16 protein-coding genes are annotated in these 22,331 nt (G+C 74.9%); 8 read left to right on the top strand and 8 right to left on the bottom strand.

The genetic code is table 11. The features are described 5' to 3' along the window. Positions 1 to 84: 84 nt before the first annotated feature. Positions 85 to 1,566, top strand: a complete 1,482-nt coding sequence (locus tag ACTWPP_RS08100; protein ID WP_443103489.1) for a protein kinase domain-containing protein — start codon at positions 85 to 87, stop codon at positions 1,564 to 1,566. Here the strand turns inward: ACTWPP_RS08100 and ACTWPP_RS08095 are convergent. From ACTWPP_RS08095 to ACTWPP_RS08070, 6 genes are all read right to left on the bottom strand, one after another. Then, positions 1,555 to 2,751, bottom strand: coding sequence for a VWA domain-containing protein (locus tag ACTWPP_RS08095; RefSeq protein WP_443103488.1), 1,197 nt, complete (start codon positions 2,749 to 2,751; stop codon positions 1,555 to 1,557). The two genes, ACTWPP_RS08100 and ACTWPP_RS08095, sit on opposite strands and share 12 nt — an antisense overlap. Beyond that, positions 2,741 to 5,032, bottom strand: a complete 2,292-nt coding sequence (locus ACTWPP_RS08090; protein WP_443103487.1) for a DUF5682 family protein — start codon at positions 5,030 to 5,032, stop codon at positions 2,741 to 2,743. The genes ACTWPP_RS08095 and ACTWPP_RS08090 overlap by 11 nt, the downstream gene beginning before the upstream one ends. Beyond that, the gene (locus ACTWPP_RS08085; RefSeq protein ID WP_443103486.1) at positions 5,029 to 6,162 is read right to left on the bottom strand and encodes an ATP-binding protein; all 1,134 of its coding nucleotides are present in this window, start codon (positions 6,160 to 6,162) and stop codon (positions 5,029 to 5,031) included. The genes ACTWPP_RS08090 and ACTWPP_RS08085 overlap by 4 nt, the downstream gene beginning before the upstream one ends. Further along, positions 6,159 to 7,733 carry a DUF5691 domain-containing protein gene (locus ACTWPP_RS08080; RefSeq protein WP_443103485.1) on the bottom strand — a complete coding sequence of 525 codons (1,575 nt, stop codon included), beginning with the start codon at positions 7,731 to 7,733 and terminating at the stop codon, positions 6,159 to 6,161. Before ACTWPP_RS08080 ends, ACTWPP_RS08085 begins: the two co-directional genes overlap by 4 nt. Further along, a complete protein-coding gene (locus ACTWPP_RS08075; protein ID WP_443103484.1) occupies positions 7,730 to 9,028 on the bottom strand; it encodes an SWIM zinc finger family protein in 1,299 nt (432 codons plus the stop codon). Before ACTWPP_RS08075 ends, ACTWPP_RS08080 begins: the two co-directional genes overlap by 4 nt. A 169-nt stretch (positions 9,029 to 9,197) precedes the next feature. Further along, positions 9,198 to 9,947 carry a M50 family metallopeptidase gene (locus tag ACTWPP_RS08070; RefSeq protein WP_443103483.1) on the bottom strand — a complete coding sequence of 250 codons (750 nt, stop codon included), beginning with the start codon at positions 9,945 to 9,947 and terminating at the stop codon, positions 9,198 to 9,200. Positions 9,948 to 10,192: 245 nt separating this feature from the next. On the opposite strand from ACTWPP_RS08070, the gene ACTWPP_RS08065 reads away from it, so the two are divergent. From ACTWPP_RS08065 to ACTWPP_RS08055, 3 genes are read left to right on the top strand one after another with little or no spacing between them, the layout of a single operon-like run. Continuing rightward, positions 10,193 to 11,176 carry an AAA family ATPase gene (locus tag ACTWPP_RS08065; RefSeq protein ID WP_443103482.1) on the top strand — a complete coding sequence of 328 codons (984 nt, stop codon included), beginning with the start codon at positions 10,193 to 10,195 and terminating at the stop codon, positions 11,174 to 11,176. Between the two features lie 29 nt (positions 11,177 to 11,205). Then, positions 11,206 to 12,336, top strand: a complete 1,131-nt coding sequence (locus ACTWPP_RS08060) for a DUF58 domain-containing protein (protein ID WP_443103481.1) — start codon at positions 11,206 to 11,208, stop codon at positions 12,334 to 12,336. Further along, complete coding sequence (locus tag ACTWPP_RS08055; RefSeq protein WP_443103480.1) at positions 12,333 to 14,648, top strand: DUF3488 and transglutaminase-like domain-containing protein; 2,316 nt, start codon at positions 12,333 to 12,335, stop codon at positions 14,646 to 14,648. Before ACTWPP_RS08060 ends, ACTWPP_RS08055 begins: the two co-directional genes overlap by 4 nt. Here ACTWPP_RS08055 and ACTWPP_RS08050 read toward each other — a convergent pair. After that, positions 14,629 to 15,282: a hypothetical protein gene (locus tag ACTWPP_RS08050; protein WP_443103479.1), complete on the bottom strand. Its 654-nt coding sequence runs from the start codon at positions 15,280 to 15,282 to the stop codon at positions 14,629 to 14,631. The two genes, ACTWPP_RS08055 and ACTWPP_RS08050, sit on opposite strands and share 20 nt — an antisense overlap. Before the next feature lie 18 nt (positions 15,283 to 15,300). Between ACTWPP_RS08050 and ACTWPP_RS08045 the strand changes: the two genes are divergently transcribed. The 3 genes from ACTWPP_RS08045 (at position 15,301) to ACTWPP_RS08035 (ending at position 18,606) form a co-directional block, all read left to right on the top strand. Further along, positions 15,301 to 15,480: a hypothetical protein gene (locus tag ACTWPP_RS08045; RefSeq protein WP_443103478.1), complete on the top strand. Its 180-nt coding sequence runs from the start codon at positions 15,301 to 15,303 to the stop codon at positions 15,478 to 15,480. Next, the gene (locus tag ACTWPP_RS08040) at positions 15,477 to 16,412 is read left to right on the top strand and encodes a threonine ammonia-lyase (protein WP_443103477.1); all 936 of its coding nucleotides are present in this window, start codon (positions 15,477 to 15,479) and stop codon (positions 16,410 to 16,412) included. Before ACTWPP_RS08045 ends, ACTWPP_RS08040 begins: the two co-directional genes overlap by 4 nt. A gap of 85 nt (positions 16,413 to 16,497) precedes the next feature. Further along, on the top strand, positions 16,498 to 18,606 hold the full coding sequence (locus ACTWPP_RS08035) for a fibronectin type III domain-containing protein (protein ID WP_443103476.1): 2,109 nt from the start codon (positions 16,498 to 16,500) through the stop codon (positions 18,604 to 18,606). Positions 18,607 to 18,623: 17 nt separating this feature from the next. On the opposite strand, the gene ACTWPP_RS08030 is transcribed toward ACTWPP_RS08035, so the two are convergent. Beyond that, a complete protein-coding gene (locus tag ACTWPP_RS08030; protein ID WP_443103475.1) occupies positions 18,624 to 20,408 on the bottom strand; it encodes a protein kinase domain-containing protein in 1,785 nt (594 codons plus the stop codon). 374 nt (positions 20,409 to 20,782) lie between these two features. On the opposite strand from ACTWPP_RS08030, the gene ACTWPP_RS08025 reads away from it, so the two are divergent. Next, complete coding sequence (locus ACTWPP_RS08025) at positions 20,783 to 22,261, top strand: hypothetical protein (protein ID WP_443103474.1); 1,479 nt, start codon at positions 20,783 to 20,785, stop codon at positions 22,259 to 22,261. Positions 22,262 to 22,331 lie beyond the last annotated feature (70 nt).

Genomic DNA, 22,331 nt, shown 5'->3' with positions numbered 1-22,331 from the left:
CGGAGTGGATTTGTGCCCGGTGGAATGCCGGAAATTTTTTCGCCGGCCGCCCGGCCGGTATCGGGGGACCCGACGGGGGTACGAATGGCGAGCCCGATTCCTCTCACCGCGGCCGATCCGACCCGCCTCGGCGGCTGGGAACTGCTCGGCCGGATCGGCACCGGCGGGCAGGGCGTGGTGTACCTCGGCCGCCCGGCGGAGCCCGGCGCCCGGCCGTCCCGCGTCGCCGTCAAGCTCCTGCACACCCAGCTTCTCGGCGACGCCGGCGCGCGGGAACGGTTCGTCCGCGAGCTGGCGCTGCTGCAGCGCGTCGCCGGGTTCTGCACCGCGCAGATGCTCGCCGCCGACATGGCCGGCGACCGCCCCTACATCGTCAGCGAGTACATACCGGGACGGTCGCTGCGCACGCTCGTCCACGAGGAGGGGCCGCGCACGGGCGCCGACCTCGACCGCCTCGCCATCAGCTCGGTGACGGCGCTGTCGGCCATCCACCGCGCGAACGTCGTGCACCGCGACTTCAAGCCGCAGAACGTCCTCATGGGGCCGGACGGGCCGCGCGTGATCGACTTCGGCATCGCCCGCGCGTTCGACGGCGGCTCCACCCTGACCAGCCAGGTCGTCGGCACCCCCGCCTACATGGCGCCCGAGCAGTTCTCCGGCCGCGTCGGGCCCGCGACCGACCTGTTCGCCTGGGCGGGGACCCTGCTGTTCGCCGCCACCGGCCGCGACCCCTTCGCGGGCGGCCCGCTGCCCGCCGTCATGTACAAGATCATGCACGAGACGCCCGACCTGGGCGCGCTGCCGGGCCCGCTCGCCGAGGTCGCCGCCGCGTGCCTCGCCAAGGACCCGAAGGCCCGCCCGGCCTCCGAGGACGTCCTGCTGTGGCTCCTCGGCGAACGCGACGGGAGCGCCCGCCTGGAGATGCCGACCGAGCACCTTGCCGGCCCCACGGCCGCGGTGCCCGGCCCGACCGTCCAGGCCCCCGGTTTCACGGCCCCCGCGCCGGGCCCCACCGCCGGCACCACCGCCGGGCCGGCCCGGGACGCGGACCCGGCGACGATCCGGCAGCCGGCGCCGGACGGCGGCCCGCCGTTCGTCCACGACCCCGGAGAGCCGGAGACATGGCGGGAACCGTGGCCGCAGGACGCCGGCGCGCCGGGCCCGGCGGCCCCACCGCGGCCACCGCGCCGGTCCCTCCGGCGCGGCCCGGCGCTGGTGACCGGCCTCCTCCTCGCGGGTCTCCTCGCGGCGCTGGACGTCGCCGCCCTCGCCATCCTGATCGCCAGGCCGTCCCTCAGCGAAGGCGCCCGGGGCGGGATGCTGCCGGTGGTGGCGTCCTCGTTCGCCGTGGTGGCGGTGGTCACGCTGGTGGCGGCGATCCTCGCCTGGCGCGGCAGCCGCCCCGCCGCGTGGACGGTGATGGCCGCCCGTGTCGTCCGCGTCGCGATGTGGGGCGCGTGGGGCGCGCTCGTCGAGATCCAGGCGTCCGCGCTCGCCGGGCACGCCGCCGTGACCGCCGTCGTCGTGGTCCTCCTCGCCCGCGGCCTGTCGAGGTCATCCGGCTGACGCGGCTCCCGGGGCACGCCGCTCCGACCACTCCCTCAGGTCGCGGCGCTCGATCGCGGCGGCCATCAGCCCGGGGAACGCGTCCGGTGTGCACGCGAACGCGGGCACGCCCAGCGCGGCCAGCGCCGCCGCGTTCTCATGGTCGTAGGCGGGCGCGCCCTCGTCCGACAGGGCGAGCAGCACCACGACCTGCACGCCCGCCGACGTCAGCGCCGCCACCCGCCGCAGCAGCTCCTCGCGCACGCCGCCCTCGTACAGGTCGCTGATCAGCACGAGGATCGTGTCGTCCGGCCGCGCCACCAGGCCCTGGCAGTACGCGACGGCCCGGTTGATGTCGGTGCCGCCGCCGAGCTGCGTCCCGAACAGCACCTCAACCGGGTCGTGCAGCTGCCCGGTCAGGTCGGCGACGCTGGTGTCGAACACCACCAGCGACGTCCGCAGCGACCGCATCGACGCCAGCACCGCCCCGAACACGCTCGCGTACACCACCGACGCCGCCATCGACCCGCTCTGGTCGATCGCGAGGATCACGTCCCGTTCGACGGCCTGCCGCCGCCGCCCGTACCCGACGAGCCGCTCGGGGACGAGCGTCCCGTGCTCGGGCAGGTAGTGGCGCAGGTTCGCGCGGATCGTCCGCTCCCAGTCGACGTCGGCGAGCCGCCTCGGCCGCAGCACCCGCGCCGACCGGTCGAGGGCCCCGCCGATCGCCGACCGCGTCTTCTGCGCCAGCCTCCGCTCCAGATCGCGGACGACCGTGCGCACCACCGCCCGCGCGGACTCCCTGGCCCGGTCGGGCATCACCCGGTTCAGCGACAGCAGCGTCCCGACCAGGTGGACGTCCGGTTCGACGGCGTCCAGCATCTCCGGCTCCAGCAGCAGCCGGGTGAGGTCGAGCCGCTCGATCGCGTCCTTCTGCATGACCTGCACGACGCTCGACGGGAAGTACGCGCGGATGTCGCCGAGCCACCGCGCCACCGACGGCGCCGAATCCCCGAGCCCGGCGCTGCGCCGGCCCGGCCGCGGCCGGCCCCCACCGCCGCCGGCCCCGTAGAGCTTCTCCAGCGCCCCGTCCATCCGCGCGTCGTCGCCGGTGAGCGACACCCCGGTCCCGTCGGCCCGCTCACCGCCGAGGACGAGACGCCACCGCCGCAGCCGGTCGTCCCCGGCCGCCGCCTCATCGCTCACGAAGATCCCTCCAGCCGAGGATGTGCAGGGTCGTCGCGGCCGCGGGGGCCGCGCGGGTCTCGTCGACGCCCTCCTCAAGGGGCTGGGACGAGACGGCCGGGGCCTGGTCCAGGCGGCGGAGCCGCTCGCCGATGGACCGGCGTTCGGCGTCGGCGTAGGCGCCGAAGGTGCGGCGCAGCAGGGGGAGCACGTCGGTGAACGAGTCGTCCGGGAGGCCGGCGATCCAGTCGTCGACGAGGCGGAGGAGGGCGTCGTCGTGCTTGAGGATCAGCGCGCCGCCGGACAGGAAGCCCTCCACCCAGGCCGCGGCGCGGTCGGGGGCGGCGCCGGCGGACACGGCCCGCGCCATCCGGTCGGGCGCGTCGTGCAGGCGGCCCGCGTCGAGGAGGAGCCGAGTGAGGCGCCCCTCGATCAGGCCGTGCAGGGCGTCCGGCCGGACGAGGAGACCTTCCAGGGTGCGGCGCCACCGCTCGATGTGGCCTTCCTCGGCCAGGAGCGACAGGGCGCCGTGCACGTCGTCGACGTGGGCGAGGAACTCGCGGGCGGCGTCGTCGTCCAGCCCGGTGATCGCCGGCGGGAGCCCGACGCAGATCCGGACGACGAGGCCGTCCACGACCGTGCGGAGCGGGCCCGTGGACGTGTCGCGCACGTCGCCGTAGCGCAGCGCGCGGACCAGGGCGGGCATGGCGGACATCAGATGCGCCACGTCGGTGTCCACCGCGGCCCGGTCGGCGAGGGCGCGCATGACCGTGGGCAGCGCGTCGCCGAGGTCGGCGAGCAGGCAGCGTTCGGCCACCGACGTCAGGTCGGCGAGCGCCGTGGCGTGCTCGGCCAACGCCTCGGCGCGGGCCGTGGTCGCCCCGCGCACGGTGGTGCCCCACACGCTGGCCTCGATCAGCTCGACGTCGAACTCGGGCCGCCACGCCAGCGTCCACGTCTCCCGGAACGTGCCCTTGGAACGGCCCGTGTCGGACGGGACGCCCCAGTCGACGTCCAGGAGTCGGAGGCGGTGCAGCAGGCGGCTGCGCTCCAGGTCCGTGGGTTTGCGGAGGTCGAGGTCCTGCTCCTTGTCGAGCGCGGACGGCCGGAGCCGCAGCCGCCGCTGCTCGGCCTGCAGGTCGCGCTGCAGCGGCACCATCGGGGTCCGTTCCGGGACGGCGCCGAGCCGCTCGCCGACCACCATGCGCCGCTGGATCAGCTCGACCGGCAGGTCGGCGCCCTCGCACAGGACCGCCCGGGTCGCCTCCGTGACCTCGTCCAGCCCGGCCAGCGGACGTCCCCGCAGCGCGGCGAGGGCCTCGGCGAGCCGGACGGCCTCGATCACGTGCGCCGAGGAGACGTGCAGGTCCTCGTCGCGCAGGACGCGGGCGGCGGCGGTGAGCCACCGCTCGATCGGGCGGTCGCGGGCCGTGAACAGGTGGTGGTACCAGCCGGGGGACCGGACGCCCGCGCCGTAGCCGGAGCGCCCCGCGAGCCGCCCGTGCGTCCACGGCACCCACGTCATCGCGACCTTCGCCTTCGCCAGCCCGCGCAGGGTCCGGTCGTCGTGGGTCGCCGGGACCTTCGCCCGGAGGGCGGGCACATGCCACGCGCCGCACACCACGGCGACCCGTTCGTGCCCCTCCTTGAGGGTCCGGCGCAGCGTCCGCCGCATGTGCGCCTCGCGCTGCTCCTCCCGCCGCAGATGGCCGGGCGGCAGCCCGCCGGACGCGGACTCCTCCGGCATCGCGGCCAGCTGCTCGCGCAGCTCGGCCATGGCCTCCGCGATGGCCGGGAACGGCGACGGCCCGCCGCCGCGATGCTCGACGACGTCGTCCCACCATCGTTCGGCGTCGTCGTATCCGGCGGCCTTCGCCAGCCATCCCAGCGGATCGAGCCGGATCCCCTCCGCGGCCTCCGAGGACGGCCGGGCCTCCTCCGCCTCCTCCGGCTCCTCCTCGGGGGACGGGATGAGCTGGTTCGCGGCCGGCAGATCGCAGAATCGGACGGGAACACCGGCTCCCAGGGCGTACCGGACCGCCTGCCATTCGGGGCTGAACTCGGCGAACGGCCAGAACGCCGCCTTCCGGCCGCCGTCGCCGTCGCCCGGGGCGGGGGAGTACGCCAGCAGCGCGACCGGCGGCACCATCCCCGGGTCGCCGGCCAGCTCCACGATCGGGTCGGCCTCGGGCGGGCCCTCGATCAGCACCGCGTCCGGCTTGAACTCCTCCAGGGCGCCGCGCAGCGCCCGCGCCGAGCCGGGCCCGTGGTGACGGATCCCGTAGACCTCGACGTGGCTCAAGACACCTCCCGGCACGCGCGGTAGAAGTCACGCCATTCCGGGCGGTCACGGACGACCGCCTCCAGGTACTCCTGCCAGACCACCCGGTCGGACACCGGGTCCTGGACGACGGCGCCGACGATCCCGCCGGCCACGTCCGCGGCCCTCAGCACACCGTCCCCGAAATGCGCCGCCAGCGCCAGCCCGCTCGTGATCACCGAGATGGCCTCGGCGGTGCTGAGCGTCGCGCTGGGCGACTTCAGCTTGGTCCGCCCGTCGCCCGTCACCCCGGAGCGCAGCTCGCGGAACACGGTCACGACACGGCGGATCTCCTCCAGGCCCGCCGGGGACTCCGGCAGCTCCAGCCCCGCGCCGATCTGGTCGACGCGCCGCGCCACGATGCCGACCTCCTCCTCGGCGGACTCCGGCAGCGGCAGCACGACCGTGTTGAACCGGCGGCGCAGCGCGCTGGACAGCTCGTTCACGCCCCGGTCGCGGTCGTTGGCCGTGCCGATGACCGTGAAGCCCTTGCGCGCCTGCACCTCGGTGTTCAGCTCGGGCACGGGAAGCGTCTTCTCCGACAGGACGGTGATCAGCGAGTCCTGGACGTCGGACGGCATCCGGGTCAGCTCCTCGATGCGGGCGACCGCGCCCCGCCGCATCGCGCGCATGAGCGGGCTCTCCACCAGCGCCTTCTCGGACGGGCCCTCGGCGAGCAGCCGCGCGTAGTTCCACCCGTAGCGGATCGACTCCTCCGCCGTGCCCGCCGTGCCCTGCACCAGCAGCGTGGAGTCGCCGCTGATGGCGGCCGCGAGATGCTCCGACACCCACGTCTTCGCCGTCCCCGGCACCCCGAGCAGCAGCAGCGCCCGGTCGGTGGCGAGCGTCGCGACCGCGACCTCCATCAGCCGGCGCGGCCCCACGTACTTCGGGCTGATCGCCGTGCCGTCGGGCAGCTCGCCGCCGAGCAGGTACGTGGTGACGGCCCACGGGGACAGCCGCCAGCCGGGCGGCCGGGGCCGGTCGTCGTGCTCGGCCAGCCGCGCCAGCTCACCGGCGTGCTCCTGCTCGGCATGCGGACGCAGGACCGCGTCGGCCGTCTCACCGGAGGGACGTTCCCCCAGACCCCCCGGCGATTGCTCTTCGGTCACAGGGCCAGCTCCTTCAGCATCTCGTCGCGGAAACGCAGTGTGGTGATCAGTTCTGTCACGGCCCGCGGGGCGGCGGCGCCCTGCTCGGCCACGAGCATGTCGAGGCGGGACACGGTGGCGGGGTCGAGCCGCTGGTCGGCGAGCCGGCACAGCTGGGTGATCAGGTGCTCGTCGCGGCGCGTGGGACGTTCCGCGGACGCGTGCCCGCCGGTGAGCATCGCGACCACCGCCGACGCGAGCGCGCCCGTCCACGGCCCGGGCACCCGTTCGAGGACCCGCAGCAGGTCGGGCCGCCCCTCCACCCAGCGGATCAGGTCGGCCGCCGCCGCGTCCCGTTCCCCCTCGGGCAGGACGGACAGCAGGTCGGCGAGCGCCTCCGGCTCGTCCACCATGACGCCGCCCTTGAGCAGCGCCCGCGCCCATTCGGCGTCGCGCCCGCCGAGGGCGGCGCGAGCCCACCCGATGTGGACGTCGCGTCCGTCGGCCTCCGATTCATTCTGGGGGGACGACCCCCCAGACCCCCTGGCAACTGCGCTGATGGGGAGGCAGACGATCTCCATGGGCGGCAAACCGAACAGGTCCGTCCACGTCGGCAGGGGAGTGCGGGCGAGGATCTCGCGCAGCCACGCGGCCCTCGTCCCCACCGGCCCGCCGCCGCTCCTCGGCGCGAACGATCCGCTCGGATGGAACGGGACGCCGTCACGCGCCATCTCCTCGTCGTGGGCGCGCGGCGGGTCGACCCGTATCCACGTCTGCTCCCGCCCGCGCACCGTGCGGACCTCCGGGGTCAGGCAGGCGCGGGCGCGCGCCGCCATCCGCTCCCCGTAGGCGGAACCGGGCAGGCGGGCGAGCAGGTCGGACGCGAGCTGCCGGACGTCCTTGCCCCGGTCCTCCAGGGCCGCCTCCAGGAACTCCTCGTCGTCCGGCGACAGCCCGTCCCCGAACGTGGCGAGGAACACCGCGCGGTCGGGCGCGGGCTCCTTGGCCCACGTGCCGCGCAGCAGCTCCCTCGCCCGCTCCGGGTCGGTGCGGCGGAGCCCGGTCAGGTAGGCCATCCGCCGGTTGCGCGTGCCGGTCTCCCACACGTCGGGGCCGCCGCCGGGATCGTCCCCGGAGCCGACCAGGTACGCCCAGTCGGTGTTCTGCAACGCCAGCCACACGCCGCGCCGCCCGGACGCCCGCGCGATCGACGGCCGCAGCATCCGGTCGCCGCGCCCGCGTTCCAGCAGGTCGGGAAGCAGTTGTGCGGGCACCCGCAGGCCCCGCGCCGCCGCCGCCTCCAGCCACTCGGGCAGCACCCGGATCTGCTCCCCGCGCAGAATCCGCCGCAGCCGCACCGCCGCCGGCCCCGGCACGACCGGGACGTTCTCCACCGGGGCGAGCGCCACCGGCACGGGCGCCGCGCCCGAGGGGACGCGCCCGGCCCGGCGCCGGACGGCCAGCAGCGCCGCCTGGTCGAGCAGCCGCCCCGCCCTGTCTCCCGGCTCCCCGGGGGCATCGGGCAGGACGGGCGGGTCACGGCGCTCGGTGCCGAGAAGCGCCGCGGTGACGTGCTCGTTCCACGCGGTCAAAGGATCACCGTCCCCTCGTCCTCGTGCCACGCGGCCAGCGGGAGCAGGCCGCGCGGGCTCCACTCACCGGCCATCGTGACCGGCCCGCCGCCCGACAGGGCGAGCAGCCGCCACGGATCCGCCATCCGGAGCGGCAGCGCGTCACCGGCCGCGTCGACCACGTACAGGTCCCCTCCTCCGTCACGGGCCAGGCGGACGTTCTCCAGCGTCGCGGGCCAGCGGTCCAGCCACGGGTCGAGCGCGATCGCCGCCGCGTGCTCGTCCAGGAACCCCCGGACGGGCGTCCCGGCGGGCGAGCCGGGGACGGCGGCGCCGAACCGCTCGGCCACCAGCGCCCGCAACGGCTGCGCGCCGGGGAAGAAGGCCAGCTCCGCATCGACCTCCGTACCCACGATGAGCGACGCGTCCAGGGACGTGCCCGGCGCGGCGAACGACAACACGAGCGCGGGACGGCCCGTCCGCCGCCCCCGCAACCACACCCGCCGCGTGGTCAGCAGGTCTTGCGCGGTGTCACGCGACCCGGTCACGCACCAGCGGTCGCGGACGCGTTCCCCGCCGGTGACGACCTCTTCCTGCGGGACGGTGAACCCGACACGGGAACGGACGGTCTCGCGCAGGCCCTCCGGCAGCTCGTCCCGCCGCTGATAGGCCCGGACGAGCAGCCGCAGCAGCGCGTACTCCTCCAGCAGGCGGTCGGGCCAGCCGGGCGTCCGGGGGATGGCGGCGAGCCCCCGCACCTGCCCCGCGAGGCCGCCGGCCTGCGCGTCGACGAGCCGCCGCGCGGCGTCGTCCCAGAGCCGGTAGGGGGCCTTGTCCGCCTGCGCGAGCCCGTGGGCGACCTGGTCGCGGAGCCACTGGTCGAGTTCGGCGAGCCCGTCGTCGACGCGCCGTTCCCGCCGTTCCACGGTCTTCGGGTCCCTGGACCTGGCCGCCGCCGAGGGCCGCCGTTGCGCCGACCGGTCGGCGCGCTCCCGCCGCTCCTCGATCCACTCGGCGGCCCACCCCGGACGCGGCCCGCTCTCCACCGTCCCGTCGGCCCACAGCAGCAGAAGCCCGAGGGCGTGCTTGCACGGGAACTTCCGGCTCGGGCACGAACACCGGAACGCGGGCTCGGTCAGGTCGGCGCACGCCCGGTAGACGGACTGTCCGCTGCCCTGGCACTCGCCCCACACCGCCTCGTCGTCACACCCCGTCCGGGCCCACTTGCCCGGTTCGGCGATGCCGCCCGCCGCCTTCGCGGACGCGGCGTCGGGTGCGAGGCCGAGCACCTGGTCCCGGTCCCATCGTTCGCTCACACAGTCGAAACTATCGGCCTCCTCCGACATCCTCGCCATGTTCGTCCGCCGCCGATTCCCGCCCCTGCCCCTCGCCGCCGGACGGGCGGCGGAGCCGGACGGCCTGGACGCCCGCCGCGACGGCCGCCACCGGGAACGGGTACGCGGCGCGGGGCGCCGTGGCCTGGAGCTAGTAGCCGGGCAGGGTGGACAGGTCGGGGACGTCGACGTCCGGGACGAGAAGGGCGCCGCCCGCCAGCAGCGCCAGCAGGGCGGTGGCGCCGAACAGGCTGACCCAGGCCAGGCCCGGGACGCCGGTGAGGTGCGCGAGCTGGTCGGCGTCGGAACTGGGCGCCATGTGCCGGGCGCGCATCCGCTGCAGCTCGATCACCGGGCGGGTGGCGGCGAGCAGCAGGAACCAGGCGGCCAGGTAGGCGAACCCGGCCTGGACATCGGCGCTGCCCAGCCACGACACCCCGAAGATGACCGCGCCGGTGGCCAGCACCGAGAGCACGCCGTAGGCGTTGCGGATCATGATGAGCATCGCCCCGAGCAGCGCGAGCGAGAACCACAGCATCAGCGTGATCCGGCCGTCGGCGAGCAGCAGCGCGAAGAACAGGCCGAGCAGCGGCGGAGTGACGTAGCCCGCCAGCGCCGTGAAGATCATGCCGGGCCCGTGCGGCTTGCCGCGCGAGACCGTCACCCCGGAGGTGTCGGAGTGCAGCTTGATGCCGTCCAGCTTGCGGCCGGTGACGAGGGCGATGAGCGCGTGCCCGCCTTCGTGCGCGATCGTCACCGTGTTGCGCGCCACCCGCCAGGTGGGGCCGTGGAGCACCGCTGCGAGCGCCACGAGGCCGACGAAGGCGACCAGCCACCACGGGGGGTCGGGCTGCGTTCCCGTCACGCGGTCCCACAGGTCGGCGATGCTGATGTCGTCCACGTCCACCTCGAAGTCGTCGTCGCGATGCCCAACATTAGGACGTCATGGATAACGTTCGCGTTCGGTTCTCGGCGGTCATTCGGTGAATACCGGTACGGGACGGTGCCGGAAACCGCTATGGTGCCCTTCGCGCCGGGGGTCGCGGCTCCCGACCCGGGACCTGGCGCTAAGAGAGGGTGACGGGGATTGATCGGGGACCGATCCCCCGCGCGGGACACGGGCCCGCGCGGCTGGGGGTGCAGTGGATGAGCGAGAACGCGGGGGTGGACGCGGACGCCCTGGCCGGGCGGTTCGCGCAGATGTTCGCGGCGCTGGCGGGCAGCGTCGAGCGGGTCGTGCGCGGCAAGCGGGAGAAGGTCGAGCTGGCGCTGATCTGCCTGCTGTCCGAGGGCCACCTGCTCGTCGAGGACGTCCCGGGCGTCGGCAAGACGACCCTGGCGCGGGCGATGTCGGCGTCGGTGGAGGCGGAGTGGACGCGGATCCAGTTCACGCCCGACCTGCTGCCCAGTGACATCACCGGCGTGTCGATCTTCAACCAGGGGACGAGCGCGTTCGAGTTCCACCCCGGGCCGATCTTCGCGAACCTCGCCGTCGCCGACGAGATCAACCGCGGCTCCCCGAAGACGCAGTCGGCGCTGCTGGAGGTCATGGAGGAGCGGCGGGTGACCGTGGACGGCACCCCGCATCCGGTGCCGCGCCCGTTCATGGTGATCGCGACGCAGAACCCGGTCGACATGGACGGCACGTACCCGCTGCCGGAGGCGCAGCTCGACCGGTTCCTGATGCGGATCTCGATGGGCTACCCCGACCACCAGGCCGAGGTGGCGCTGCTCGCGGGCGCGCCGACCGGCGCGATGCTCGACCAGATGCCGCCCGTGATGGGCCGCGAGGACCTCGCCCGGATGATCGACTTCGCGCAGCGGCTGCATGTCGCGCCGCCCCTGTTCGACTATCTGGTGCGGGTCGTCGCGGCCAGCCGCGAGCATCCCGACCTGCGGCTCGGCGCGAGCCCGCGGGCCAGCATCGCGCTGCTGCGCGCGGCGCGGGTGCGCGCGGCCGCGGCCGGCCGGTCCTACATCGTCCCGGAGGACGTGAAGGCGCTCGCGGTCCCGGTCATCGCGCACCGGCTGATCGTGACACCGGAGGCGGAGCTGCGCGGGCGTTCCGGCGCGGACGTGGTGGGCGAGGCGCTGCAGAAGGTGCCCACGCCACAGGCCGCCGGTGTCTGAGGATCCGGTGCACGAGGACGGGGTGTGACGTGCTGACGCCGCTCGGCTGGGGGACGGCGGCCGTGTGCGCGCCGCTGTACGCGGCGGGCTGGTGGCTCGGCTATCCGGAGCCCGCGATGTTCGGGATCGCCGGGCTCGCCGCGGTGGCGGGCGCGGCGCTGTGGACGCTGCCGCAGGCGAAGCTGGACGTCAGCCGCGAGATCGCGCCGAAGAAGGTCGAGCGCGGCGAACCGGCCGTGGGCGTCCTGCACGTCACCAACAGGGGACGCGGTGCGCGCGGGGTGAGCGCGCAGGACGCGGCCGGCCCCGCCGCCGTCGCGGTGGACGTTCCGCGGCTGCGGTCCGGCGGCACGCGGACCGTGACCTACCGGCTGCCGACCGGCCGGCGCGGCGAGATCCCGGTGGGCCCGCTGCGGCTGATGCGCGCCGACCCGCTCAGGCTGGCCCGCCGGACCCGCGAGTACGGCAGCCCGGAGGTCCTGCTCGTCCGGCCGAAGACGGTGCCGCTGTCGCTGCTGCCGTCCGGCCGCGCCCACCACCTGGACGGGCCGACCAGCGACCGGTCCCCGGCGGGGACGGCGACGTTCCACGCGCTGCGCGAGTACGTGATCGGGGACGAGCTGCGCCGCATCCACTGGAAGTCCTCGGCGCGGACGGGCACGCTCATGGTCCGCCAGCTCGTCGACGCGAGCCTGCCGACCACGACGATCGTGCTGGAGGCACGGCCCGGGTCGTGGCCGGAGCCCGACGACTTCGAGCTGGCGGTGGACGCGGCGGCGTCGGTCGCGATGGCGGCGGCGTCGGCGAACTTCCCCGTCCGCCTCGTGACCGGCGACGGGCAGCTCGCCGAGACGCGCGGCGGACGCGACGACGTGGAGGTCCTGCTCGACCGGCTCACCTCGGTCGGGACGCGGGAGGGACCGCAGTCCACCATGGACGTGGTGCGCCGTGTGCGCGCGGGCGGGTCGCTCGTCGTCGTCACGTCCGGCGCCGTGGAGCTGGGGCCGATCGCGGCCGTCCGGAGCCGCTTCGACCGGGTCGTGGTGCTGCGGGTCCGGCCGCCCGGGCCGGCGTCGGCGCCGCCCGGCGTCCAGCTGATCGACTTCGCCGATCTGGACGGGCTGGCGGAGTCGTGGCGGCGGCTGGGACGCGTCCGGTGACCCGGTACCTGTCGCTCGCGGTGACGGCCTGCCTGGTCGCCGTCGCCGGCCTGTCGTTCCAGCGCGTCTTCGGGTTCGGCCCGGTGGTCCCGGTCGCCGCCGCCGCCGCGGTCGTCCCCGCTGTGCTGTGCGGGCTGCTGTCCGGCCCGCGCAAGGGCAAGGACCCCTGGCCGCTGTGGATCTCGCTGGTGCTGACCGTGGTCGCGTGGGCGGGCACGGTGTCGGTCACCGTCCTGCGCCCGGCCCTCAGTGCCGGGACGCTGCCGCAGACGCTGCGCGAGGGCGTGCTCAGCTCGTGGAAGGCGATCCTGACCACGCTGCTGCCCGCTCCGGCCGAGCCGGAGCTCCTCGTCCTGGTCAACGTGGTGGTGTGGCTGGCGGCGTTCGCGTCGGCCGAGCTGGCGCTCCGGACCTCGCTGCGCGCCGCCCCGTGCCTGCCGGCGCTCGGCGTGTGGGCGGTCGCGCTCCTGCTGGGCGTGGACGGACCCGGCTCCAACGCGCCCCTCGCCGCCGCGACCGTCGTGCTGGTCGCGGTGCTCGTCCTCGTCCGCGCCGACGGCCCCGGTTCCGGCTCCGAGTCCGGCTCCGGCGCGGCGTGGCGGCCCCTCGCGATCGGGATGCCCGCCGCCGCCGTGCTCGGGGCGGTGGCGTTCGCGGCGGCGCCGGTCGTCCCGGTCAGCGCCGAGCCGTACAACCCGCGCGAGCAGGTGCGGGCCCCGCCGCCGCTGCAGCGCGACGGCGTCAGCCCGCTCGACCGCGTGGGCGGCTGGCTGCTGAACCCGGGCCAGGTGATGTTCACCGTCCAGTCCGGCCGGGACGAGATCGAGCGGCTCGCCGTCCTCGACCGGTTCAACGGCGTGACCTGGTCGTCCACGGCCCGGTTCGTCCCGACCGGGAGCCGCGTGCCGGAAGGCCCACGGCCGGACCGCGAGCACGAGGTCGAGCAGCGCATCACGATCCGCGACCTGCCCGGCGTGTGGGTGCCCGCCCCCGACCGCCCCCGGCAGGTCGAGGGGCTCCCCGTCGTCGTCGACCCGGAGAGCGGCGCGCTGGCCGCCGCGCAACCGCTCCGCCCCGGCCAGACGTACCGGGTCGACTCCGTCGTCCCCGAATGGACGGTCGAGGACCTCGCCGCCGCGACCGTCGCGACCGACGCCGAGGCCAAGGCGGCGCTGGAACTGCCGTGGGGGCCGGGCGCGAAAGAGCCGCCCGTCCAGCTCGCCGAGTTCCGCAGGTTCGCGGAGGCGGCGACGCGGGGCGCGGTGTCGCCCCTAGACAAGGCCGCGCTGCTCGCCCAGTACCTCCAGCGCTTCGCCAAGTACGACGTGACCGCGCCGCCCGGGCACGGCTACCGGCAGCTCGACTACTTCCTCGCCGAGGGCAGGCGCGGCACCCCCGAGCACTTCGCGACCGCCTACGCCCTGCTCGCCCGCACGCTCGGCCTGCCGTCCCGTGTCGTGGTGGGCTTCGACGGCGGGAACCGCGTGGGCGACACCGTCCAGGTCCGTTCCGGGGACGTGATGGTGTGGCCTGAGATCAAGTTCGAGCGTCTCGGCTGGATCCGCTTCAACCCGCTCCCGGAAACCGGAGGCGGCTCCAAGGGGAATGACTCGGTCGCCGCGGGCAAGACGGAACAGAAGCTAGAGCAGGCACAGAAGAACGCCGTGTCCCAGCAGCGCGGCGAAGAGCAGGGCAACACCACGGAGAAGGCACCACAGAAGCCGGTCGCGGACAACTCGCCTCCGCCATGGTGGGTGTTCGCGTCGATCGCGGGGGCCGTGCTGCTCATCGGATACGTGTTCGCCGTCCTGCTCGCTCCCTCCTTGCGCAAGCGGCGCCGCCGAGCCGGATCGCCCGCCGCCCGCATCACCGGCGCCTGGCACCAGGCCCTCGACCACCTGTCGGATGTCGGCCTGTCCACGGCCCGCACGCTGACCGCGCACGAGGTGGCACGGTTCGGCGCGTCCAGCGTCGGTGAGGACGCCCACGGGCATCTGCGCCCGCTCGCCGATCTCGTCAACCGCAGCCGTTTCGCCGCGTCCCGCCCGGACCCGCGCGCCGCCGACCAGGCCTGGCGGCACACCGACGCGCTGGGACGCCTCGTCACCGCCAAAGCCGGACGCATCCGCCGCCTCCGGCGCCGCCTGCACCCCCGCTCCCTGAAGGACCGCCGCGCGCCCGCCAAGGCACAACCCGCCAAGGCACAACCCGCCAAGGCACAACCCGCCAAGGCCCAGCCGGCCATGACGCCGACCAGCACGCCGCCGGCCAAGACTCCGGCGAAGGCTCCCGTCAGGAGAGGGGCAGGCTGACCGCGATCTCGCCGCCCAGCGCGGCGCCGGACTCAAGCTCCAGGTCGTCTCCGCTCCAGAACCGCCCGGGGTCGTACCAGTTCGGGCGGCGTCCCTTCGGCAGCAGCCCCATCGACTGGTAGGTCACGGCGACGATCTCGGCGCAGAACGCCGTCTCCATGGCGTTGGCGCCGCGGTGCGCATCCCGCTGGGCGGGACGCCGGATCGGCACCCGCCCGCGCAGCCACCGTGTCGCCAGCTTCGACGTCGAGGGGAACGGGGTGCCGTCCAGCCGCGCCACCGCGCGCAGTGCCGCGTCCTCCATCTCCCTGGTCGGCGGCGGGTCGAGCTGCCGCAGCCACGCCCGCTGCCCGTACCGGTTTCCCCACGCCAGGACGGCATCGCGCAGGTCGTGCAGCTGCGCGCCGCGATGGTGGCCGCCCGACCACATGTCCCGCAGCGACCGCCCCAGCTCGGCGTGCCACATCAGCGGCGGCAGGTCGTCGATGACCAGCGACATGCCGACATGGTTGACGGGGCTGTTCGTCGTCATCTGGATGGCGCGGTCGGCGACCGTCCGGCCGCGGAACAGCCACACGTCCCCGGTGCGGGTCAGGTCGGCGGCCTCGTCGAGGGTGATGCTCGTACCAGGCATGATCGATACGGTAGCCGCATGCGATGGTGGAAGACGCTGGGCGTCCGGAAAGCGCTGGGCATCGCCGGGTTCCTCGGCGTCGCCGCGACCGGGGCGGTGATCGTGCGGGCCGAGCGGCGCCGCCGCTCCTACACGCCCGAGGAGATCCGGCGGCGCCTCCACGACCGGCTGGACGAGGCGCCCGGGGACCGCCGGTGACGGCCCGCGCCGTCCGGCCGCCCGGCCCGGACGACCTGGACCGCGCCTGGCGGGCCGTCTCCGCCGAACTGGAGGCGACGCCGCTGGTGCCGTCCGGCCTGGCCCCCGGCGCCCTGCTGAAGCTGGAGACCTTCCAGCCGACCGGCGCGTTCAAGGTGCGGGGCGCGCTCGCGGCCGTCGCGGCGCTTCCCGGGGGGCGGCCCGCCGTCACGGCGAGCGCGGGCAACCACGGGCTCGGCATGGGCCATGCGGCGGCCCGGTCCGGCGCGGACGTCACCGTGGTCGTGTCGACCCGGGCGTCCCAGGTGAAGGTCGACAAGATCGGGGCGTATCCGGTGCGGCTGGTCCAGCACGGGACGACCTACGACGAGGCCGAGGCGCACGCGATGACGCTGCCCGGTCACTACGTCTCGCCGTACAACGACCCGGCGGTCATCGCGGGGCAGGGCACCATCGGGCGGGAACTCGACCGGCAGGCGGACGGGCCGCTCACGGTCGTCGCGCCGGTCGGCGGCGGCGGTCTCCTCGCCGGGCTGTGCCTGTGGGCGCGCGAACGCGGGGACGTGCGGATCGTCGGCGTGGAGTCGGCCGTGTCGCGCGGCGTGTCCGCCTCGGTGTCGGCCGGGCGGGTCGTCGACGTCGAGGTCGGTGAGACGTTCGCCGACGGCCTTCCCGGCAACCTGGAGGCCGGCAGCGTCACCCCGGAGGTGATCGGCGGGACCGCCGAGCTGACCGCCGTCACCGATGACCGGATCCGGACGGCGATGCGGTGGCTGTTCCGCGAGCACGGGCTGGTCGCCGAGGGGGCGGGCGCGGCCGGCGTCGCCGCCGTCCTCGCCGGAAAGACCGAGGTCACCGGCCGCCTCGTGGTGATCGTTACCGGACGTAACATTACAGTCCCGACATTCACTGACGCCATTCGCGAAACTTGAACACCTTCCTTATCGGGAAAACACGGGCAACTTCGGGCCGGAACCACTACGGTTCTCCTCGTACGGGGGGAAGGTGATCGTAGTCGTGCGGGTAGCGGGCCTCAGCTGGATCCGGCGTGACCGCCTCACGGGACAGGTGGCGGTCGGCCTCGTCGGCGTGCTCGTGATCGCCGCCGCCGTGTACGGGGTGGGCGTCGCGAGCGCCCAGTACCGCCTCGCCGACGTCGGCGCCTGGCTGGCCGCGAAGAGCAAGGGCATCGCCGTGCACGTCAACGGCCCCGCGGCCAAGGTGGACGGCAAGGCCGCCGTGATCCCGCAGATGCGCGGCCACAACATCAAGATCGTCCAGGACGGCGCCACCGTCCTGATCATCGACCTGGACACGGGCGTGGTGAGCCGGCTCGACCCGTCCCAGCTGAACATCGGCCAGAGCCGCCCTCTCGGCAAGGGCATCCAGGTCCTCGCCGGCGCCGGGAAGGCGTACACGGTCGACTCGGTCAAGGGCGTCGTGCAGCAGATCGACCCCGTCGGCCTGACCCCCGTCGGCGCGGCCGCCGACCTGCCGCCGATCCTCGGCCAGGCGGGGATCGACGGCAAGGGCACGCTGTGGATCCCGGTGTCGCGGAAGGGCGAGGTGGCGGCGTTCAAGGACGGCAAGGTCCAGCCGCCCGTCCGGGTCGGCGAGCCGGGCGACGACCTGGCGCTGACCATCGCGGCCGGCGCCCCGGTCGTCACCGACTCCACCGCCTCCACCGCCACGGTGGTCACGCCGTCCGGGTCCCCGCTCAAGATCAGCCTGCCGACGACCGTGCGGCGGGCGGGCCGCGGCGGCGTGCTGGCCCCCGCGCACACCGACGGCAAGATCGTCCCGCTGCTGGTCCCCGGCACCGGGTCCCTGGTGACCGTCGACACCGACACCGGGCGGTACTCCAGTACCCGGCTGCCGATGCCGAAGCACCGGTACCGCCCGCCGCAGATGCTCGGCGCGAAGGTCTACATCCCGGACGAGACGGCCGGGGCCCTGATCGTGTACGACTCGTCGGCCAACCGGTTCGAGAAGCCGATTCCGGTGACGAACCGGCGATCCGGGCTCGACGTCTTCGTCAAGGACGGGATGATCTGGGCGAACGACCCGTCCGGTCCCCGCGCCGTCGTGATCGACCGGCAGGGCGTGCAGAAGGGGATCAACAAGTACAAGGACAGGGTCGCGGGCGGCCCGAAGCGCCGGACGATCCCGCTGCCCGGCGACGGGGACGCCCCGCCTCCCGCCCGCAGGCGCCCGTCGACGCCCCCGACGCAGCGGCCGCCCGACACGCCGCGCCCCGGTGAGCCGCCGACCGCGCCGGCCAACGTGTCGGTCACGCCCGGTGCGGGCAGCATGCGGATCGACTTCCAGCCCTCGCGGGGCGAGGGGATCATCGGATACACGCTGAAGGACGTCCCGTCCGGGCTGACGGCCAGCCCGTCCGCGATCGGTCCCGGCGCGGGTCCCTTCACGTTCACGGTGACGGGCGGCGACTGCGCGCAGGAGTACAGGTTCCGCGTCGCGGTGCGCTACAAGGACGCCGACGGCAGGACACGTGAACTGCCGTCGCCGGCCAGCGATCCCGTGCGGCCCTGCGTGACGCCGGGCGCGCCGACGGGCCTCAAGGCGCAGGCGACGAAGTCCGGCGCGAAGGTCTCGTGGACGGCCCCGCCCGGCGGAGGCTCCGCCACCTACAAGCTGACCTGGAACGGCCCGGTCTCGGGAAGCAAGACGGTCACGGCGACGTCCGCGACGCTCGGCGACGTGTGGACGAACGGCGACTACACCTTCACCGTCGCTGCGGCCAACGGCGCGGGAACCGGCTCCGGCACGACGATCGACAGCAGGCTGACCGGCCCGACGAGCACCTACGCCGTGCGTATGAACGGCAACTCCGACGGCTACATCAGGAAGACGGCGAGTTCCAAGAGCGCGATCGTCGCCACCATGCACGACAACAACGGCGACAACGTCACCGTGCATTGCAAGGAGCAGGGCCTCTACTACACGCACCCCAACGACCCCAACCTCGCCGGTGACATGTACACCAACATCACGTGGAAGGGGAGCCGCGGCTACGTGATCGGCTACCTGATCAACACGCCCGGTAGCTGGAAGAGTCACAACGGGCCGTCGATCTGGAAGTGCGAGCCGTCCAACAGCTGGTAGCGCGCGGCCGAGCGCCGCTAGCTCCGCGGGCTCCGCTTCTTGCCCTTGGGGGTGCACGCGGGCGCCGACCACGACACGTCCGGTGCCCGGCCCTGGTTGAGGCGCAGCACCGCGCCGACCTTGAAGCAGTAGCGGGTGTTCGGCCGCAGGCCCGGCACGGTCGCCGCGCGGGAGCCGGCCGGGACGGTGATGAGCGGCTCCGAGCCGGCGGGGTGCTGCTGGATGAGCAGCGGCAGTCCCTTCGCGGCGGGCGGCAGCACCCAGGCCAGCGCGGCCGTGCGGCCGACCGGCCTGGCGACGAGCTTGCGCGGGCGCGCGGCGGCGAGCTGCTCGCGCGTGACGGGCTCCGGCGGGACGTCGGTCGCCTGCCCTTGAGACGCCGGCGTGGAGGCCACGGCGGCCCCCGCGTTCTGCTGGTCGCCGCCGCCGCGGGTGAGGGCGAGCGCTCCGACGCCGAGCGCCAGCCCGCCGACGAGCGCGACGCCCGCCGCGACGATGAGGCCGCGGCGCGGACCGTCGTCCGGCCGTTCCCGGGCGAGCTGGTACGGGTTCGTGTGCGGCGTCGTGTGCGGGGTGGTGTGGGAGCCGCTCGCCCGCGGATCGCCGGCCTGCGGTGGCGCGTTCGGCGGCTGCGGGGCCGCCGCCCAGGTGGCGGCGTCGGCGTGGGCGGCGGGCGGCCGCTGCGGCCGCGGGCCGTCCTGCGGGAGGAGGGCGTCCGGCGTCTGCGGCGGGAGTGCGTCGGGATGCCAGGGCGACGGTGGCGCGGCGGCGGGCGCGGGCGGTGCGGGCGGCGCCTGGCTGGTCGGCGCCCACTCCGGGACGCGCGGCGGGCCGGAGGTGTCGGGGAACGACGGCCGCGGCCCCGAAAGGGAACCGGACGACGAGAACGAGGACGAGTATCCCGAGGACGACGAGCCGGTGCCGCCGTCCGTCCGCGGGACGGGCCGGACGGAGCCGCCGCTGTGCGCCACGTCGGTGACCGGCAGCCCCAGCTCGGCCTGCACGCCCTGGAGGGCCTGCGCGAACTCCACGGCGGTCGCGAACCGCAGCTCCGGGGTCTTGGCCATCGCGCGCCCGATGACGTCGGAGACCTGCTGCGGGACGTCCGGCCGGGGGATCGGCGGCGGCGGGTCGTTCAGGATCCGCAGCATCAGCAGCGCGATGCCCTCACCGGGCGGGCCCTTGAACGCGGGCTGCCCGGCCAGGAGCTGGTACAGCGTCGAGCCGAGCGAGTAGATGTCGGAGCCGACGCCGGGCGGCCGGCCCTCCAGCACCTCGGGCGCCGCGTGGTGCGGCGTGAACGCCTGCGTGTGGGTGGCGTCGAAGGTGTCGACCAGGCGGGCGATGCCGAAGTCGGCGAGCGCCGGCTCCCCGTACCGCGACAGCAGCACGTTCTGCGGCTTGACGTCGCGGTGCAGGACGTCGGTCTCGTGGGTGGCGGCGAGCGCGCCCGCCATCTTCACCCCGATGCGCAGCACGTCCGCGAACGGCAGCGGCCCCTCCCGGGCGAGCCGGTCGGTGAGCGCCCCGTGCTCGAAGTACTCCATCGCGATGTAGGGGCGTCCGGAACGGGTGGTGCCGGTGTCCAGCACGGTCACGATGTTGGGGTGGCCGGACAGCCGGCCGGTGATCTTGCTCTCCCGCTGGAAGCGCCGCATCGCCGCGTCGTCGACCGAGGCGATCGACAGGACCTTCAGCGCGACCATCCGGTCGAGGTGCTCCTGGTGCGCGCGGTAGACGACGCTGAAGCCGCCCTCGCCGACCTGCTCCAGCACCCGGTACCCGGGGACGTCCTCGGTCATGGGTGGGGGGATCCTTCTCCGTTGCTGGTCCGGGTCGCGGCGGGGGGCGCGATCATTCGATGTCCTGCGGCCCGGGGAGGTTCCCCCGGAGGTCAACAGCGTAGTACGGGGAGGAATCGGGCGCGGCTGGTCTCGCCGGGACGGCCGCGGTCTCCCGCCCCGCGCCGCCTCCGTACGGAAATAGGCTGACATTTCCAATGGCCTGATTAATCGTTGTTCCAACTTCGCCCGCCCCCGCCGGGGCGCGGCTTAACCTCGGGGTTCGCGACGAGAGAACGGCCCAGAGGGAGTGGCCCGCCGTGACGGAAGATGTCCTGACGAATACGAGGACGGAATCGCCGATCTCGAAATCGGCATATGGCGACCTTGTCCGGATGGCGTATTTCGTTCTTCCCGGCACGGGAAAGCGCGTCTACCGGCTCGCGATCGCGCGCCGGATCGTGGACACCACCGCGCGCGGCGCCCGGGACCGCTCGCCCGCCGGGTTCGCCCGCCGCCGGACCCGGGTGCTCCGCCGGGCGCTGCGTCCCTCCCGCCGGCTGCAGATCGGCCTCGGGCCCTGGCTCCGCGCCCTGCCCACGCGGCTGCCCGACCCGGCGCTCACCGCGGCGCTGGCCAAGCTCCACCCGCACGTCCGCGTCGCCTACGTCCTGCGCCACGTGGAGGGCCTGCCCCGTTACGCGGTCCACGACCAGCTGGTCGAGCTGCGCGTCCGCGACCCGTGGCCGGTGATCCGCGCGGCCGACGCCTTCAGGCCGCCGGCCGTCCGGCGCCCCGAACGGTTCGAGCCCGCGCTGCTGCGTCCCGTCCGCAACCGCTCGGTGCTGCCGCTCGCCACCGCCGCCGTCCTCACCGCCGCGCTGGTCGGCGCGCTGGTGATGACGGAGCGCGGCGCCCCCCGGGCGCCCGGCCTGCGGCTCGTCTCGGCCGCCCCCGACGCCTGGACGCGCGGTGCCCGCACCCTCGACGCCTGGCCGGCCCGCGGCGACCTCGCCCGCGACCGGGCGTTCACCGGCCGCGCCGCGGCCGCCTGGGCGGCCGAGCCGGCCGGCCGCCGCGCGGGCGGCACCGCGCAGCTCCTCTACGCGGGCCACATCGGCGGCACGCCCGTCGCCGTGATGCGGCACGGCGGCCGCCTGGCCCGCTACTCGCCCGGCGGCGCCCTGACGGTACTCGACGCCGGGAAGGACCCGTCCGCCCCGATCGCCCTCGGCGGCGGACGCTACCTCCTCGCCCCCTGGGACGGCCGCCCCGAGACCCTCACCGGGGACCGCCTCGCCACCTCCGACGGCGTGACCGCACCCACCAGCGCCGGCACCGGCTGCGGCCGCGGCCCGCTCTTCCACCTCGGCTCCAGGACGGTCGGCGACCTGGGCGGCCCGCGCGCCGCCGTCCTCACCTACCACTCGCCCGCCTACCGGCCGGGCCCGACGGACCGCCCGGCCCGCCTGGGCGAGAAGGCTCGGGAGTTCTGGAACCGCCTGGCCTGCCTGACGCCCCGGCCGGACCGGCCGGTCTCCGCCGCGATGGCGTGGAACTTCTGGTCAGGGAAGCTGCCGCACGGCGGGAAGACCGCCGACTGGGTCTGCACCCGGCTGACCCACCCCGACGGCGCCACCACCGCCCGTGCCGCACTGCTCGCCGAGGAGGCCCGGGCGACGGGCCTCTGCGACGCCCGCCGGCCGGTGAGCGGAACCTGGTGGCGGGCGCCGTCCGGCCGCTGGTACTACCTGGCCGCCGCCGGACGCGGCCTCGTCCCGCACGCGGAGGGCGTCCGCCGGTCCACCACGCGGAAACGTCTCCTCACCGCCACCGGAAGCAGGGACACCCCCGTGGAACTCACCGCCCGTTAGCCGCGGCCGGGTCAGCATGCGCTTACATTGATCGTGCACACTAGGGGGACCGAACGAGATTCAGGGAGTC

Source organism: Actinomadura sp. 3N407 (genome assembly GCF_052245875.1).
Lineage (GTDB): Bacteria > Actinomycetota > Actinomycetes > Streptosporangiales > Streptosporangiaceae > Spirillospora.
This window is presented reverse-complemented; position numbering and strand designations above follow the sequence as displayed.

Coding starts and splice junctions, on each gene's coding strand:
- ACTWPP_RS08100 (WP_443103489.1), top strand. CDS start 85: ATGGCGAGCCCGATTCCTCTCACCGCGGCCGATCCGACCCGCCTCGGC.
- ACTWPP_RS08065 (WP_443103482.1), top strand. CDS start 10,193: ATGAGCGAGAACGCGGGGGTGGACGCGGACGCCCTGGCCGGGCGGTTC.
- ACTWPP_RS08050 (WP_443103479.1), bottom strand. CDS start 15,282: ATGCCTGGTACGAGCATCACCCTCGACGAGGCCGCCGACCTGACCCGC.
- ACTWPP_RS08045 (WP_443103478.1), top strand. CDS start 15,301: ATGCGATGGTGGAAGACGCTGGGCGTCCGGAAAGCGCTGGGCATCGCC.
- ACTWPP_RS08030 (WP_443103475.1), bottom strand. CDS start 20,408: ATGACCGAGGACGTCCCCGGGTACCGGGTGCTGGAGCAGGTCGGCGAG.
- ACTWPP_RS08025 (WP_443103474.1), top strand. CDS start 20,783: ATGGCGTATTTCGTTCTTCCCGGCACGGGAAAGCGCGTCTACCGGCTC.